The sequence below is a fragment of the Advenella sp. FME57 genome (assembly GCF_014897675.1).
GTDB lineage: Bacteria > Pseudomonadota > Gammaproteobacteria > Burkholderiales > Burkholderiaceae_B > Advenella.
The window spans coordinates 118,777-134,002 of sequence record NZ_JABUXU010000008.1 but is presented as its reverse complement, the minus strand read 5'-3'; the positions used below and the strand labels follow the sequence as shown (position 1 = coordinate 134,002).

At 52.1% G+C, this 15,226-nt stretch carries 15 protein-coding genes; 3 read left to right on the top strand and 12 right to left on the bottom strand.

What is annotated here, in order from left to right; translation table 11 throughout:
* Positions 1–27 precede the first annotated feature (27 nt).
* The 3 genes from INT32_RS11205 to INT32_RS11195 are packed head-to-tail and all read right to left on the bottom strand — an operon-like array spanning position 28 to position 3,702.
* Positions 28–993: a tripartite tricarboxylate transporter substrate binding protein gene (locus INT32_RS11205; RefSeq protein ID WP_193088808.1), complete on the bottom strand. Its 966-nt coding sequence runs from the start codon at positions 991–993 to the stop codon at positions 28–30.
* 26 nt (positions 994–1,019) lie between these two features.
* The gene (locus INT32_RS11200; protein ID WP_193088807.1) at positions 1,020–2,483 is read right to left on the bottom strand and encodes an aldehyde dehydrogenase; all 1,464 of its coding nucleotides are present in this window, start codon (positions 2,481–2,483) and stop codon (positions 1,020–1,022) included.
* Between the two features lie 10 nt (positions 2,484–2,493).
* Positions 2,494–3,702, bottom strand: coding sequence for an iron-containing alcohol dehydrogenase family protein (locus tag INT32_RS11195; protein ID WP_193088806.1), 1,209 nt, complete (start codon positions 3,700–3,702; stop codon positions 2,494–2,496).
* A gap of 62 nt (positions 3,703–3,764) precedes the next feature.
* Between INT32_RS11195 and INT32_RS11190 the strand changes: the two genes are divergently transcribed.
* Complete coding sequence (locus tag INT32_RS11190) at positions 3,765–4,583, top strand: IclR family transcriptional regulator (RefSeq protein WP_193088805.1); 819 nt, start codon at positions 3,765–3,767, stop codon at positions 4,581–4,583.
* Positions 4,580–5,635, top strand: a complete 1,056-nt coding sequence (locus tag INT32_RS11185) for a nitronate monooxygenase family protein (RefSeq protein WP_226816917.1) — start codon at positions 4,580–4,582, stop codon at positions 5,633–5,635. The genes INT32_RS11190 and INT32_RS11185 overlap by 4 nt, the downstream gene beginning before the upstream one ends.
* 558 nt (positions 5,636–6,193) lie before the next feature.
* Here INT32_RS11185 and INT32_RS11180 read toward each other — a convergent pair.
* From INT32_RS11180 to INT32_RS11140, 9 genes are all read right to left on the bottom strand, one after another.
* The gene (locus INT32_RS11180; RefSeq protein WP_193088804.1) at positions 6,194–6,856 is read right to left on the bottom strand and encodes a hypothetical protein; all 663 of its coding nucleotides are present in this window, start codon (positions 6,854–6,856) and stop codon (positions 6,194–6,196) included.
* Between the two features lie 81 nt (positions 6,857–6,937).
* The gene (locus INT32_RS11175; protein ID WP_193088803.1) at positions 6,938–7,333 is read right to left on the bottom strand and encodes a hypothetical protein; all 396 of its coding nucleotides are present in this window, start codon (positions 7,331–7,333) and stop codon (positions 6,938–6,940) included.
* Positions 7,334–7,484: 151 nt separating this feature from the next.
* Entirely contained in the window at positions 7,485–7,886 is a 402-nt protein-coding gene (locus INT32_RS11170) for a hypothetical protein (RefSeq protein WP_193088802.1), read from the bottom strand.
* 854 nt (positions 7,887–8,740) lie between these two features.
* Positions 8,741–9,055: a hypothetical protein gene (locus INT32_RS11165; RefSeq protein WP_193088801.1), complete on the bottom strand. Its 315-nt coding sequence runs from the start codon at positions 9,053–9,055 to the stop codon at positions 8,741–8,743.
* Positions 9,056–9,424: 369 nt separating this feature from the next.
* The gene (locus INT32_RS11160; RefSeq protein ID WP_193088800.1) at positions 9,425–10,510 is read right to left on the bottom strand and encodes an SDR family oxidoreductase; all 1,086 of its coding nucleotides are present in this window, start codon (positions 10,508–10,510) and stop codon (positions 9,425–9,427) included.
* A 7-nt stretch (positions 10,511–10,517) separates the two neighbouring features.
* Complete coding sequence (locus INT32_RS11155) at positions 10,518–11,498, bottom strand: tripartite tricarboxylate transporter substrate binding protein (RefSeq protein ID WP_193088799.1); 981 nt, start codon at positions 11,496–11,498, stop codon at positions 10,518–10,520.
* 29 nt (positions 11,499–11,527) lie between these two features.
* Positions 11,528–12,445, bottom strand: a complete 918-nt coding sequence (locus tag INT32_RS11150) for an SMP-30/gluconolactonase/LRE family protein (protein ID WP_193088798.1) — start codon at positions 12,443–12,445, stop codon at positions 11,528–11,530.
* 26 nt (positions 12,446–12,471) lie between these two features.
* Positions 12,472–12,789 carry a hypothetical protein gene (locus INT32_RS11145; RefSeq protein ID WP_193088797.1) on the bottom strand — a complete coding sequence of 106 codons (318 nt, stop codon included), beginning with the start codon at positions 12,787–12,789 and terminating at the stop codon, positions 12,472–12,474.
* Between the two features lie 2 nt (positions 12,790–12,791).
* Positions 12,792–14,153, bottom strand: a complete 1,362-nt coding sequence (locus tag INT32_RS11140) for an acyclic terpene utilization AtuA family protein (protein WP_370540216.1) — start codon at positions 14,151–14,153, stop codon at positions 12,792–12,794.
* Between the two features lie 157 nt (positions 14,154–14,310).
* On the opposite strand from INT32_RS11140, the gene INT32_RS11135 reads away from it, so the two are divergent.
* The gene (locus INT32_RS11135; RefSeq protein ID WP_226816915.1) at positions 14,311–15,219 is read left to right on the top strand and encodes a LysR family transcriptional regulator; all 909 of its coding nucleotides are present in this window, start codon (positions 14,311–14,313) and stop codon (positions 15,217–15,219) included.
* Positions 15,220–15,226 lie beyond the last annotated feature (7 nt).

The window sequence follows — 15,226 nt, the reverse complement described above, 5'->3', positions numbered from 1 at the left end:
CTGATTTCAATTTCGGTCATGTCATTCTCATTCAATTTGAAGCTTGGCTTTTTCCACAAGCGTTTTGGCTTCAGTCCGTTCGTTGGCCCAGAATCGGTCAAATTCCTGCGGCGTACTGCCGACTAGCGGCGTGTACACGCGGGCAAACCGCTCGCGCACCACAGAGGTTTGCAGCGTCTCGCGCAGTGCCTTGGAAAACTTGTCGATGATGGGCTGCGGCGTACCTTTTGGCATCACGACGGCTTGCCACGTTGTCACGTTAAAGCCGGGTACGCCAGACTCTGCCACTGTCGGTATATCAGGAACATCCGGCGCGCGCTTGCTGCTGCTGATGGCCAGTGCGCGCAAGGTTCCATTCTCGATAAAGGGGGCGGTGGTTGAGCGGCTGTCGACCATGAACGTCAGCCGGCCGGCGATCAAATCCTGAAGCGCAGGCGCACTGCCCTTGTACGGCACGTGTGTCAGTTTCGCGTCCAACGCAAGCGCTAGCGAGGTTCCTGCGATATGCATGGAGCTGCCCTGGCCCGCTGAGCCGAATGTCAGCTTTTCCTGGTCCTTCCTGATACCGGCAATCAAGTCCTGCATGTTTTTATAGGGCGATTTTTTGGGAACGACCACGATCAGCGGCGAGTCTGTCAATTGCGTCACCGGCGCGAACACGTCGCCGGGATCGGTTTTGACGTTTTTGTACAAATAGGTATTGACAGCAAGCGGCCCCACATTGGCCCACAGGGCGGTGTATCCATCGGGTGCAGCCGTAGCGACGGCGTTGTTGGCGATATTACCGTTGGCCCCCGCCTTATAATCGGGCACCACGGGCTGGCCCAGTTTTTCTGCCAGCACGTCCTGCACCATTTTAAATGCGATATCAGACGCGACTCCCGGGGCAAAACCGATAACCATGCGAACGGGCCTTTCAGGCCACTGTGCCATCGCGCTTGTTGCCAGCGAACATGCGGCCACTCCCAGTGCCACTTTCATAAACATTTTCATCACTTCCTCCTTGGATTATTAACTGCTCAAACACTCATGTCATATTTGACGTTCTTTAACTGCGTGTTTTCATAAATGGCTTCCAGTCCACGCTCCTTGCCGATGCCGGAAAGCTTATAGCCGCCAAAAGGCGCATCGAAGGACGTGCGCACGCCGGTATTAATGGCAACGCTTCCCGATTGCAGACCCCTTGCCATTCTCAATGCCCGTCCGCCATCCCGCGTGAAGACCACGGCTGCCAGTCCATAGCGCGAGTGATTGGCAATACGCAAGGCATCGTCTTCATCCTTGAACGTGATGACGGACTGCACCGGTCCGAAGATTTCATCCTGTGCCGATTGCATTTGCGCGCCCGATTGCAACAGCAACGTGGGCGGCACAAAAAAGCCGGATGCCGTGTTCTCGTCCAGAGCGATGTCGCCAAAAGAAGCGGGCTTGGCCCCCTCTTCTGTCGCAAGCCGAATGTAGTGCTCGACACGCTGCTTTTGCGCTGCGCTGACCAGCGGTCCCATTTCGGTATCGGGCGCTCCAGGCGTGCCAACCCGCACTGCTCGCAGGCGCTTTTGCAGACGATCAAGAAAATCATCAAGTATCGTTTCCTGCACAAGTATGCGTGTGCAGGCAATACATACCTGGCCGGAATTCTTGATGATGTCTCCCGCTGCGACAGCAACAGCCTTGTCCAGCGCGGCATCTTCAAACACGATCAGTGGCGACTTGCCACCCAGTTCCAGCGTGACCCGCTTCAAGTCGTTTGCGGTGGAAGCGAGAATGCGGGCACCGGTGACGGTTCCGCCTGTGAACGACACTCTGGACACGAGCGGATGCGTGACCAATTGTTCGCCTACGGTCGCCCCTAGGCCATTGACCACATTGACAACGCCAGGCGGGAAGCCCGCTTCCTCGAACAGCCGCGCCAGCGCCAGGGTCGACAGCGGCGTGACCTCGGACGGCTTGAGCACGATGGTATTGCCGGCTGCCAGCGCAGGCCCCAGTTTGTTGATCGTCAGCGTCATCGGGTAGTTCCACGGCATAATCAGCGCACAAACGCCCAGCGGCTCCCGAATGGTGTAATTGAGGACATCGCTGTTTCCCACGGCGATCGTTTCGCCGCGCACGGCAGGAATCATGCCCGCAAAGTACTCCAGTGAAGACGGCATGGCCTTGAGCGATTCGAGCGAATGCGTAATGGGCTTGCCAACGTTCAATGTCTCTATCCACGCGAGTTTTTCCCGATCACGATCAAAAAGCGCCGCCAGGCGTCTTAGCAATCGGCCGCGTTCGGCCGGCGTGGTCCTGCGCCAGTCATGTTCGAATGCGTTGTGGGCTGCCTGTACGGCTGCATCCACGTCAGCCGCGTCTGCCTGATATACCTGGGCAAGGGGTTTTGCTGTGGCCGGGTTGAGTGTGTCAAAGACCAGCCCGTCCCGGCCGGCTTGCCAGCGCCCGTCGACGAGCATCTCGTATGGTTTGGAATCAATAACATTCATGACAGGATCCTTAATTGCCCATTTGCAGGTACAGTGATTTGATTTCTTCGTGGGTGAGACGGCGAGGGTTAAGCGGCATGGATGCGCTTTGCACAGCCTGGGTCGCCAGTTGACCGGCCTGCTGTTCGGACAATTGCAAATTGGTCAGATAAAGAGAGAGATTGGCCTGTCGCGCCAACTGTTCGATCCGCTCGATCAGCGCCTGCGCGCCCCTATGATCATCGCCCGTACCAGCAATATTCAAATGCCTAACGGTATTGGCGTAAACGCTGGCATGCGTCTGCACGGTGTAGCGCGACACCACGCGAAAGACAGGGGCCAGCACTTCGGCATGCGCCATGTCTGCGACCGACTCCAGCGGTGTACACATGGCATGGACGGCGTCTACTTTGCTGATGCCGATTGCCACACCTGCAAGATATGCCCCCATCTGCATCTCTGTACGCGCAGCCAGATTTTCCGGTTTTTCGAGCACCAAGGGTAAGGCTTGCATGCAGGCATGCAGGGCGTGCAAGGCGATGGCTTTACCAATCGGGTTGCAATCGGTATTGACCAGCGCACCCAGTGCATGCAGCAACGCGTCGAATCCGCCTTGCGCAGTCGGCCGCATTGGCAGGTTCAAGGTAAGGTCAGGTTGTAGCGCGACCAACGCGGGACGGGTTCGCAAAGAACGGTACATATGCTTGCGCCCGTCATCGCCCTGAATCAGCGCCGCTGAGCTACTCTCGCTACCCGTGCCCGAGGTCGTGGGAATGGCAAGCAATAACGGCGCATCAGGCCGAACAGGACCATCAAGCCATGCCTGGCCGCGAGGTGCCGCCAGCTCTTCAGGCTCCAGGCCACTGCAAAGACATCCAAACACGACTTTGGCAACGTCAATAACACTGCCTCCACCCACGGCGATAATACTGACACAACCGGAATGTCGCGCCATACGCAATGCTTCTCGTACCTCGGCCAGCGATGGGTTGGCCACCACCCCTTCGAATACCTGCCAATCCTGTATTGACCTTGCGGCAAGCGCCGCCTGCACAACAGCGCTACTGGCACGCCATGCACCCGGGTCGGTGATGACAAGCGGACGGCGCAGCCTGGATTCGGCGGCCTCGATTACTTGCCGTACCGCGGACGGCCCCCAATAGCAGTTGCCTGGCCATGATACGGCGCCGCTGATTTGAAGAACCGCAGAGCGGGTATTGATGTCTTCCATCATTTCCATTATAATTTGCAGTGCGAATTATTAATTTGCTAATTGAATTATCATAATGAAAGAGGATATTCATGTCAAGACGCCCCAATCCAAAAGACGATGAAAATGCAATGACATCCGACACACCTGACAGGCAGTTCGTCACTGCGCTGGCACGAGGCCTGGAAATATTGCAATGTTTTGATGCTGAGCAAAGGATGCTGGGAACAACGGACATCGCCCAAATGACCGGGTTAGCGCAACCCACTGTATGGCGACTATGCTATACATTGCAGAAAACCGGGTTTCTCACGAACGTCCCGGGTAAGGACAAGTTGCAATTGGGAACAGCTGCGATTGCGTTAGGCGCTGCGGCATTGGCGGGCCAGGATGCGCTGGAGGTCGTCCGACCCATGCTGCAGGCGATTGCCGACCGCTATCAAGTGGCCGTTGCTCTGGGCCGACGGGAGGGCAATAGTATTGTCTATCTGCTGCGCTGCCAGGGCAATTCACCGCTGTTGATGAATCTGCGTGTAGGTTCGCGTATCCCCTTGTTTCACAGCGCGATTGGCTGGGCATATCTGGCAAACTGCAATCCCGAGGTGCGCGACCAACTGCTGACCGAAGCCCAGAGCAGTGGCAAGCTGGCAGATGCCTCCGAATTCAAGGCAATGAAACAGGCGCTGGCACGCTATCCTGAGCGTGGTTTTGTCTATCACGAGCGGCCCATATACCAGATCAATACCGTGGCCTCGGGGATCAAACTTCCCGATGGCGAGCGGCTTGTGGTCAGCTGCGGCGGACCCAGCTCCCTGCTGCCCACCCCGCTCATGCTCGAAGAAGTCGGCCCCCTGATCAGCCAACTGGCCCGTGAGTTGCACCCTGTTCTGCTATTAGGAAAAGATATATGAACATGGACGCAAGAGCTGATAGCGCAACAGACATTGACATTCTTCATTGCAATGCGAATATCCCGGATCAATATCCGACACGCATAACCACATTGCTCGGTATCCAATGGCCTTTCCTTCTGGGTGGCATGATGTGGCTTTCCGATGCAAACTTGGTCGCCGCAATGGTCAACGCCGGTGGCATGGGATTTATCACGGCGCGCAGCTCAAATTCTAATGAGCGATTCCGTCAGGAACTGCAGACATGTCGTCACTTGACTGGTGGCATGCCCTTCGGAGTCAATCTGACGCTATCGCGTCGTATGCAGAACAATGACGTCGTGCTTGAGCGTTTACGCATTGCTCTTGAGGAAGGCGTGCGTATTTTCGAAACAGCGGGGCTGCCACCAACATCGCTATTGCCTCAATTGCGACAAACCAATTCGATCGTGATTCATAAATGTGCCCATGTACGCCACGCTGTTGCCGCACAGAATCTTGGCGTAGACGCGGTAACCCTGGTTGGCATGGAAGAAGGCGGCCACCCCGGCAGCAACCAGTTGCCAACGTTTTTGAATGGTGCATATGCGCTTGAGAAGTTGCACATTCCACTAGCGTTGGGCGGGGGTATTGGCCACGGACGGCAAATTGCAGCTGCACTTGCCTTGGGCGCCGATGCCGTGGTCATGGGCAGTATTTTCACGCTAGCGCACGAAACACCAGCACACCAGGCATACAAGCAACGCGTGGCCGCCACGGACCAGCACGGCACCTGTACGGTTCTTGGGTCCTTGGGCGACACCTGGCGAGTCATTAACAATAACAATGCCCGCAAGGTCGCTGCCATGGAACAAGCCGGCGCACGTGAGTATGCTGATTTCGGGGAGTTAATCAGTGGTGTGCGCACAAAAGCACTGGCCTACGGACAGGGAGAACACGAAGAAGGCATGCTGTCAATGGGACCGGCGGTGGGTTTTGCACACTCGGTCGAGTCCGTGGCCTGTATTGTTAGCCGATTACAGCAGCAGCTGATGGATGCAATCGGCCGATTTCAATACATGTGTAATAGGTGAACTGTCGCCGGTTGCAACGTCGTGGTCAATACGGACAGTAGTTGGACCTGTGATCCAGCAGCAAATGCAATTAATCCCGAGACTGCGCGTTGCTTAATTTATAGCCGATTCACAAGCAGCCCACATTTGACTCCCTTCTATATCAGCGACCTTACCCGCCGACCTGCTCGCCTTCTTCCACTGCCCGCTCAAGATCGTTTTTGGGACAATATGACTTCACCAGGATCCATGGCGTTTTCTCGGTTCGGCTCAAACCGTAATTTTTTCATGTACGGTGCGTGCTTTTCCCGGCGCTAGTTCAGAAATTTCTTGCCGTAGTGCGCCCTGGCCTGTTCGACATTTTTCTGGCCGGTCACAATATCACGCATTAAAAACACAATGACCACCCGGCAAGCTACAGGGCGCCGTCATATGCCATTATCAATGGCGACGACGCCTTGTTTTTCCCGCTGGCTGCCCGAACCATAGCTCAAAGCAACCGGGCTTTGGATAGCAAACATATTTCAGCCTCATTTGCAGTTGGTCCGATAATTTTTTTGCAATGCCAAGATGGCGCTGTCAATTCGAACCGTAAAATACGCGAAGATCCTGCGTACTCTGGGGCTGCAGCCTTGGGCTGTCCACATAAACAACCGGACTTATGACCGGCGTCGTCGCAACGACACGGTTGGTATTGCGCTGGCTCTGACTGTTATTGATCCTACTGTTATCAGCGGCCGCCACCGGACGTTCCGGAAGCCCTTTCGCCGTTGCATAGTTCGGACAACTTCGACCAGTGGACTCATAGGCTTTGCGGTTCACGTCTTCACCGAAACAGAAAAAACGCATGTCCGCCACATCTTTGTATCCCAACTTGTACGCAATACTGGTATCTTCACGCGCATTACACGCTTCCGACTCACCGGCCAGCGAACCACCGATACCAAAACCGGTCGCACCAATACCAAATGTGCTCGACTGACCGCAGTTGTTCACGCCGCCAAACATACTGGGCGGTGCATATACATTTGGGGTTGTGTGGACCGTCTGTGTACGTCTTTGCTCGGAGCCGCCAAAGGTCAGGTCAACGACCGCAGCCGCACCGGAGTCGGCAGACTGATTCGAATTGGCGTTTGACCCGCTATTGGCATTTGAATTTGAACCCGAGATAGCGCCCGCTGATTGGGCAAACACCGGAGGTGACAGCAGCAACCCAAGGGTAACGACAAGTATCATTTTCATGGCAATTCCCTTACGGAGAGAGCGCGCCCTCCCCGAGAAGATGTTTTCGTTGATTACGTGCTTATGCGATCGGCGCCCGCTTTAAGGTGTCCAGTGAACAAAGGAGCCGATCGTTCCAAAGGTGCCACTCGCTCCGGATGTAAAGGCACCACCGGCAACCGCATTGGATGTCTGTCCCGCAAATCCGAGAGAAAACCCGGAATTGGTTTGCGAAGAAACAGATTGTCCGGCGGTTTGCGTTGTCACGCCGCCGGGCCCGCCCACTACCTGCGCAGCAGACCCCGTTTGATTGGATGCAGCAGAGGTATTGCCGGCGGCCGAGGTGCCAAGCGAGCCCTGACTGCCGGCTACCGACGAGCCGCCACTGGCTGTACTACCTGCGCCCCCACTGGTGGCAAACGCGCCAATTGTTATGGTTTGTGCCGAAACGGCCGTCGACGCAATCACCAGCGCTGATAACAATAATAGTTTTTTCATTTTCAACTCCTTGAGTTGCGGTCTTAACTGGCATATGCTCTGTTGGGTAACCAGGTCAATGTTCTACTGCGACCCGCTAAGTACTGTCAACGCGTCGGCATTGATCTGAACAAGGCCCGGTTACTTTGAGTTATTGCCGAATCAAGAGATATTACGGTACGAAGCTAAGAAAGCCGCCAATGGTGCCAAAATTGCCAGTGGCACCTGACCCGAATGTGCCCCCTGCTCCCGCATTAGATGTCTGACCAGCCAGGCCCAGCGCACCGCCGGTATTGGTTTGTGTTGACAACGAATTGCCTTCTGTAATTGTCGTGACACCCCCAAAACCGCCTGTGACCTGTGCACCTGACATAGTCTGGTTCTGAGCTGCCGACGCGTTGGTCGCTGCGCCTGCCAGAATTGAACCCTGGCTGCCGGTCGCACTGGAACCACCGCCGGCGGTACTGCCTGCCGTACCGCCCACACCATAAAAACCACCAGTCAGAGTCGCAGCGTATACGCCGCTTGAAGCCATTACCAAAGCAGATGCAGAGATTAATAGTAGTTTTTTCATTTTGCTGCTCCTTAAAGGATAGATAGCATTAAAGTTCCGGACCTCATGTCCGGTTTTTCAGATCAAATAAAGCAGCAATTTCTCTGTTGATCCACGCAATACGCGTATTGAAGATTGATAGAGACCGCCGATTTATCCGGCCCGAAACCTGCGACCAGACAACCAATGACGTTACAAATATTTATTTACGATAATTAATTTTGGTAATATATAAGAATTAATTAGTTACCTGGTTTTAATTGTTTTATTGACGCAAGCCTGTTTAATAAGGCCAGCGCGTTCTTTGTATTATCGGAAATATTGGATCGTGAGATAATAGGCCAGTAAAGCGTGTTATTAAAATAATTGTTTAATATCAATTACATATAAATATTTATTTTTTAAACAATTCATCCTGAACGCTATTGCTGTTAAGTCTCAATTTTTATATTTCATAATAATTATTAATTGAACCACGATGCAGAGTGTGCGCGTTTTATTTTACGTATGCAATATATTTTAAAAAATAATATTGCTATTTGTAACTTAATATAAAATATTAATAATATTAATACAGTAAAAAATGGAGCCCATTGCATATGCTTGCGCAGCAATATGGTTGCAATGACATGTAAAAATCCAAGGCTCGGGAACTCGACATAATTCGCGCTTCCAATCCACAAATATAACAACCCAATCATCTCTTTTGGCCTCTGATTTTTTGTTCTCATTTTTTGCATTTGCAATAGAAAAACAGATTGCCTTGAGCATCACGATGAAAGAGCCATTTTTATATTCGCGAAATACCATACGAAGCTGTTGCTAATTCGTATCATGTCGAATCTCAATACAACGGCGGCAAGTTGGTGTAGTCATCATTTGAATAAAAAAACAACGACAGTTTGAGACGGAGTCAATAATCGCAAAGCACAAAAGCGTGGGCTGGAAATAGCCAATGGCGACTTTTCGCTCACCGTCCTTTTACCCGATTCTGTCAAATGCTTCCGGTGCAGGTTGCCGAATACGGTTGCATGCACCGCTTTCGGCGCAGGCATTGGGGAAAACGTTATGTTGAAATTTTTAGATACAGGTGTAATATTCGAATCGCGAACAGACGACAATATTTTAAAAATAAGCGCTGTTCGCTCTGGGCAAAGAAATTCTAATAATGCACCCAGTGATATTTCCAAAAATCACCTCGCCAAATTCTTGCGTGAGGTTTTTTTTATAAAAATTCAATCGCAATTTAAAGCGAATCTGAACATGGTTCTCGGCTGTTACTATCGCTCTTTTATGTCAACGTAAACGTATCATTGAAAATACACAGCGGCGTGCAGCGGTGGTTTCCAGCCAGGTTTCGCTAGCCCCAGTGGTGAACTACAGATGTCCCCAACTTCTGCACTTTCTCTTTCAGATGCCGAATTTTTATAAATAAATTTTGCGTTTTGGTTTCAAAATACATTTTTATTCATACGAAATAAACTGACGGCAAATCCAAAATCTGCGATCGGGCCACGTTTACCAAAACGTAGTATTTGCTCATCTCTGCATTCACATGATTATGGCGTCGGAATAATTTTCCTATCCATTAACACATTTAGCCAATGTTTTACGCACTGCTCAGTATCGTAGGTTTGGGTGAATCCGGCCTGTTTGATCTTCACCGTGCTGACAAAGGTGGGCGATGGCAGTTCTGTCAAACCATAACCGAACCGCGCATCTGCTGAGAAATGTGATTGTCCAAGAATATCACTCAAGCTCATCGGTCTGAGTCCGTACTTAGTCACAATTTTAGCCCACAGGTCCTCTTGATCTGGCAAATAGTCCGAGAGCCGAAGTGGGACATCCGGTCCAAGATCAACTTTAAAATAGTCCGCAAGTGTTGGCCACAAATCGCGCCAACTGAAGACCTCGCCGTTTGTCAGATTGTAATGCTCTCCCCAGGCGTTGGGATTGTTGGCCGCCCACACAATTGCATCACCAATTAACCGCACGTCAACCGCTTCTCGTGGATAGCAAATGTGGCCCGGATAAGAAAATGGCCTTCCTAGCTCGCGACACAATGAAGCGTAGATTCCGATCACGGGGATTGTATTCATGGCAACCCCAACATTTGGTCCAAGTACGATAGTTGGGCGAAAGATAGTCCAGCCAAATCCCAGCTCTGCCGATTTTTCTCGGATATAGTCTTCCTGAAACCAGTAAGAGTTGGGATGATCGTCACGCAATTCCCGCTCACGCGCGGGAACTCTGATCGGGTGCAGATGCGCTCCGTAGGCCTTCGTACCCTGCAGCAGTGAAACATGCTGGAGGGTGGCAGCTTTACTCAGCGGCGTGATGACATTTTTCAACATAGTCAGGTTTGTTGACATTTGCTCTGGGTCGGTCCATCCGGCAATCAATCCTGGTTTTTCGTAAACGGCGGTGTATGCAACATGCGTGACTTGAGACAGCGAACCAAAACTGGCATTACATGCCTCTGGGTCCTGCAGGTCCACGGAAAGATGCGTAAATTTCTTATCACTGAACACTTCGGGGCGCCGCCGAGAGACAGAAATGACATCCCAGTCTGCATTCAAAAATGAGTCGATGGTTGCCGAGCCAACCAATCCGCTCGCGCCTGTTATGACAATTGTGCGTGACATTGATTGATCAATCCATTTGAAGGTTGATTTGTGAAAACAATACTTTAAACCTCGCATATTCGTCTGCCATAAGTTTGCCAAAATCCTCGCGACTGATCGATTGAGCAACGATGCCCATGCTGCGAAGTTTTGATTTCACTTCAGGCTTATTTGCGGCTTTGGAAAATTCTTCGTTCAGGCGCTGCAGAACGGTTTCCGGTGTAGCTGCAGGTGCCACAATGCCATACCAGGCTACACTCTCTGAACCAGGCAGGCCCGCTTCGCTCACCGTTGGCACCTGTGGCAACAATTCAGACCGTTTTGTATCGGCAACCGCCAGCGCTCTGAGCTGCCCTGATTTGACGAAAGAAAGAATGGGTGGCACACCGCTGATCACCACCTGAATACGCCCGCCTATTGCATCTGTGATTGCTTCACTATTCCCCTTGTATGGAACGTGTAGGATTTTCGTCTTGGATTCATGCTGGAAGAGCTCTCCCGCAATATGATTGCTTGTCCCGATGCCTGCTGATCCGTACGCGACCTTGTTCGGATTGGCCTTTATATAGCTAACAAGCTCCTGCAGGTTTTTCACTGGAAGTGACGGATTGGCAAGAATCACGTTTGGACCAGTTCCTACCAAAGCGACAGGTGCGAGATCCTTCGTAGCGTCGTAGGGCATTTTTTCGCGAGCATTCGGATTGACGGTGATTGGCCCTGCCGAAGCAAATCCGATCGTATATCCGTCAGCGGGTGATTTGGCGACAAAGTCAGTCCCCAGATCGCCTCCTGCCCCTGGCTTATTCTCGACAATGACGGATTGTCCCATTTGTTCTGATAGCGATTGCGCAAAAATTCGGGCAATGATATCAATGGAACTCCCCGGACCATACGTCGCGATCAAGCGAATCGGCTTGGACGGATATGCGGGATCAGCTGCCTGGACCGACGTGGCAGTAATAGTACTCAGACCTATGGTTGCGGCAGCAATAAGATTGAAAAACTTCATACTTGTGTCTCCTTCGAGTGCAGATTTTTCTAGCTTTTATGGGAATACATAGGTATGCCAGGGTGCGGCAGTTGGGCACAAAGAATGACCCCTTGTTCTGCTTCGGTGATATACAACGTGCGCCCATCTTCGCCCCCGAAGGCTACGTTAGTCGTGCGTAGTCCTGCGCATGATCGAATGCGATACAGCGGCTCGCCTAGGGGGCTAAATAGCCATACCGTTCCTGCTTGAGCGTGAACGACCGCCAGATTGCCGGCCTCATCAATAGCCAGGCCATCGGGACCGGCAGTACTTCCCGAAAGCTGGATATACCTACTGGCCTTCTTCATACTGCCGTCTGGTTCTATCCGTAAGGCATAGACCGCGTTGTCATGCGTGATCGCCACATAAAGAACATTCTCCGCTTTGTTCATTACGAGACCATTCGGCCCGGCCAGACGGTCCATCAGTAACTCCACCGATTTTCCATCCGCGCGCAGCCTGAATACACGGCCGGTAGGGTTATTGAGCGCGCTTTCACCCTGGTCAGTAAAATATAGATCGCCGTTGGACGCAAAAAAGAGATCATTCAGGCCTTTAAGTCCTTCACGCATCACGTGCTGTAGATAGGGCTTGATCGTTCCGGCATCTGGCTCAAGTATCATGAGGCCATGCAAATGGTCAGCAACGAAGATGCGCCCGTCGCGATGAATCTTCAGGCCATTGGGCTCACCATCGTACTGGAGCACAACTTCAAATTCGCCTTTGGGGTCCACCCGCAAGATGCGGCTATGTGCCAGATCGACACACCACAAGTTGCCTGAGCGATCAAACGAGGGCCCTTCGAGAAAAGAGTGCATTTTTACATGACGCGCCTCAAGCCAAGTGGACGACGAATCGCTCAGATAGAATGATTTCGGCAGTCTGGCGAATACTTCTGTAGGGAGGTTTTCTGCTGGCGGATACATGAGAATCCTTTAAACGGTGAAGATTGTCAGATAGCTGCCGGCAATACTATGCCAAGAACCAGCGCGCTGAGAGATTTACCATGCGGGTCTATACGCAGTGACCGTGTCACGCCACCTGCCAGAACGTCGTGGATAACAAAATTGAGCGCCTTTAGACTGTCGACTTCATAGCGAACGACCGATTTGGCGCCCAGATGCATGTATGCTTGCATTACCCTCTCCTCAGTCAATTCTTTGCGCAAAATCCTCCACGATTCATCGTCGTAAGCAATTACCGCCACGTTCAATGTGTTCCCCTTGTCGCCAGAGCGTGCGTGAGCGAGATCATAGACGCGTATTGCCATCGTTATTCTCCTATCACGACAACGTGAGGATTGACCCACGACCGGGGAATCAATACAGAGTCCACGGCAATGATCTCTTTTGCGCCAAAATTAACCGGCCCGCCCGCACCAAACGGGCCTTGCATGTTCAATTGCCTGACGTGCTCTCCCAGGAGCATGGCGCTCTTCTTGTCCGGACATCGGGCAGCGATGCGCAGTCGGACCTCATAGGGGTCGCTGGCTGGCGCGTGTGGGGATGAGCCGTGCAGGCTCGTGATGCCAATCAGGTCGATCTGAAGCTCGTTAGCAACACCGCCATCAAGATTGAAACGCTCCTGAACGATGTCTGCGGCAAGCCGAGCCCGTGCGATGGCGTTGATGCCTGCGTATGAAACTTCGCCCACGCCAATCCAGCCATCAAAATACCCTACTACCGCTTTATAGGTATCGGTACGCGGTCGCGCACGCGCGCCTCGTACTGCTACACGATCCTGGGTGATCTCTTCGAAATTCAAGTCTTGCAAGCTGAGTACGCAGTCGGGGGTAATGTACGCATTCGGATCATGTATTTCGTACAAAGCTTGTTCGGTGCACGTCATTCTGTCCAACCGCCCGCCCGAGCCTTCTGGCTTGGAGATAAATAGTTCACCATCACTGGAAAGGTCAGCATAGGGGTAAGCTAATTCAGCCAGCCGAGGCACGTCTTTTTTGCCAGGATCTGCAAAATAACCACCCGTTATTTGAGCTGAGCATTCCAGGAGATGTCCCATGATGGTTCCCGCTGCCAGCCGGGGCAGATCATCATCCAACCAACCGTGATGGTGCATGGCCACTCCCAGAAACAGAGATGGGTCTGCAACACGTCCCGTCATGACGACATGCGCACCGGTTGCCAGCCCATCACGTACGATATCCGCCCCCAGGTATGCGTTTGCCGAAGCTAATTTTGGGAGTATTTCCTCCAAGGGAAGTTGGCAATCGTTCAGCTGTAGCTCGGGGTGGACCCGTACCTGATCCAGGACATCATCTCCGACAACCGCAGCACATTTAAGATCCTTCCAACCATGCCCTTTACCAATGTCAAGCGCCGCCTTTGCAGCGCCAACCGGATTGGCAGCACCCATGTTCGAGACCAGGCGCACACCATGCTCATGACATAAAGGCAGAAAGTTATGCATGCGTTCTTCCAGCATGGGATTGAAGCCTTTACTACTATCATGCTGGCGGGCAAGCGTTTCACGCGCGATGGTACGTTCTGCCAGGCACTCACATACCAGGTAGTCAAGTTGACAACGTTTGAGCAATTCAAGAGCGGGTCCGATGCGATCATCGGCCATGCCTGCACCTACGCCTATACGTAGCCCCCTGTGCTGTTCATCACTCACGCTTCATCTCCGGATATTACGACACGATCTTTGCAATTTGATGCGCCGCTGGCCTGCCATCCTGGTGTCAGCTTGCGTCAAAAACCAACTATAGCTTGCATAATTTGATACGGAAAGTGATATATTTCTATTTCGGCAATAACAATACTGCATCACCATGACAAATATCCGATTGACGATCCCAGAGCTAGAGGCCGTTCTACTCGTGGCCGACAACCTCAGTTTTCGTATAGCGGCCGAGAAAGCGAATGTGTCACAGCCGGCACTCAGCAGAAGAATACAAGGGGCGGAAAGCAAGCTAAATACAACGCTTTTTGATCGGGACAAGCATCGGGTGACATTAACTGATGCTGGCGCCGAATTAGTGCCTATTGCTACGCGGGTGATTTCGGAGTTTCAGGACTCATTGAGTGATCTTTCTGAATTCATCACGGGTCGTCGAGGTGTCGTCAATATTTGGGCCCTTCCTTCTGTAGCTGCGGCAATCCTTCCGCAGGCAGCGCAAACATTCCAACAAACACACCCGCAAGTACGCCTTGTTGTTCGGGCTGCTTCCGCTGGACAAGTCGCGCAGGCAGTGTCAGAAGGTATCGCTCACATGGGATTTTCTATTGAACAAACTTCGTCTGTAGCAGGTCTGTCGTTCATGCCACTACTTACCGATCCATTCGTATTGATATGCCCGAAGAGCGATCCGCTAGCCAGTATGAAAATTGTGGATTGGAAAGTGTTTAATAACCGCCCGTTTGTTTCAAGCGGTCCGATTAGCAGCATCCGACACGTGACCGATGACATCTTGGCCAAGTCAGTTCCGAACGCTCATTACGTTATCGATAATATTTCTGTAGTGGGGGCAATGGTTGCGGCTGGGGCAGGCATTGCTGCCGTCCCCAAATTGGCATTGCGTCTCATGGATACAAGTCAGTTGCAAAGCGTTCCTCTACGCTCGCCAGCCGCTACGCGGGAAATTGGCATTTTGTCGAGAAAGAATAAATCTTTGCCTGCTGCAGCCACGCATTTTTATAACTTGGTGAAGGACAGTTGGAAGGGACGAGATGTTAAATGAGGATCAC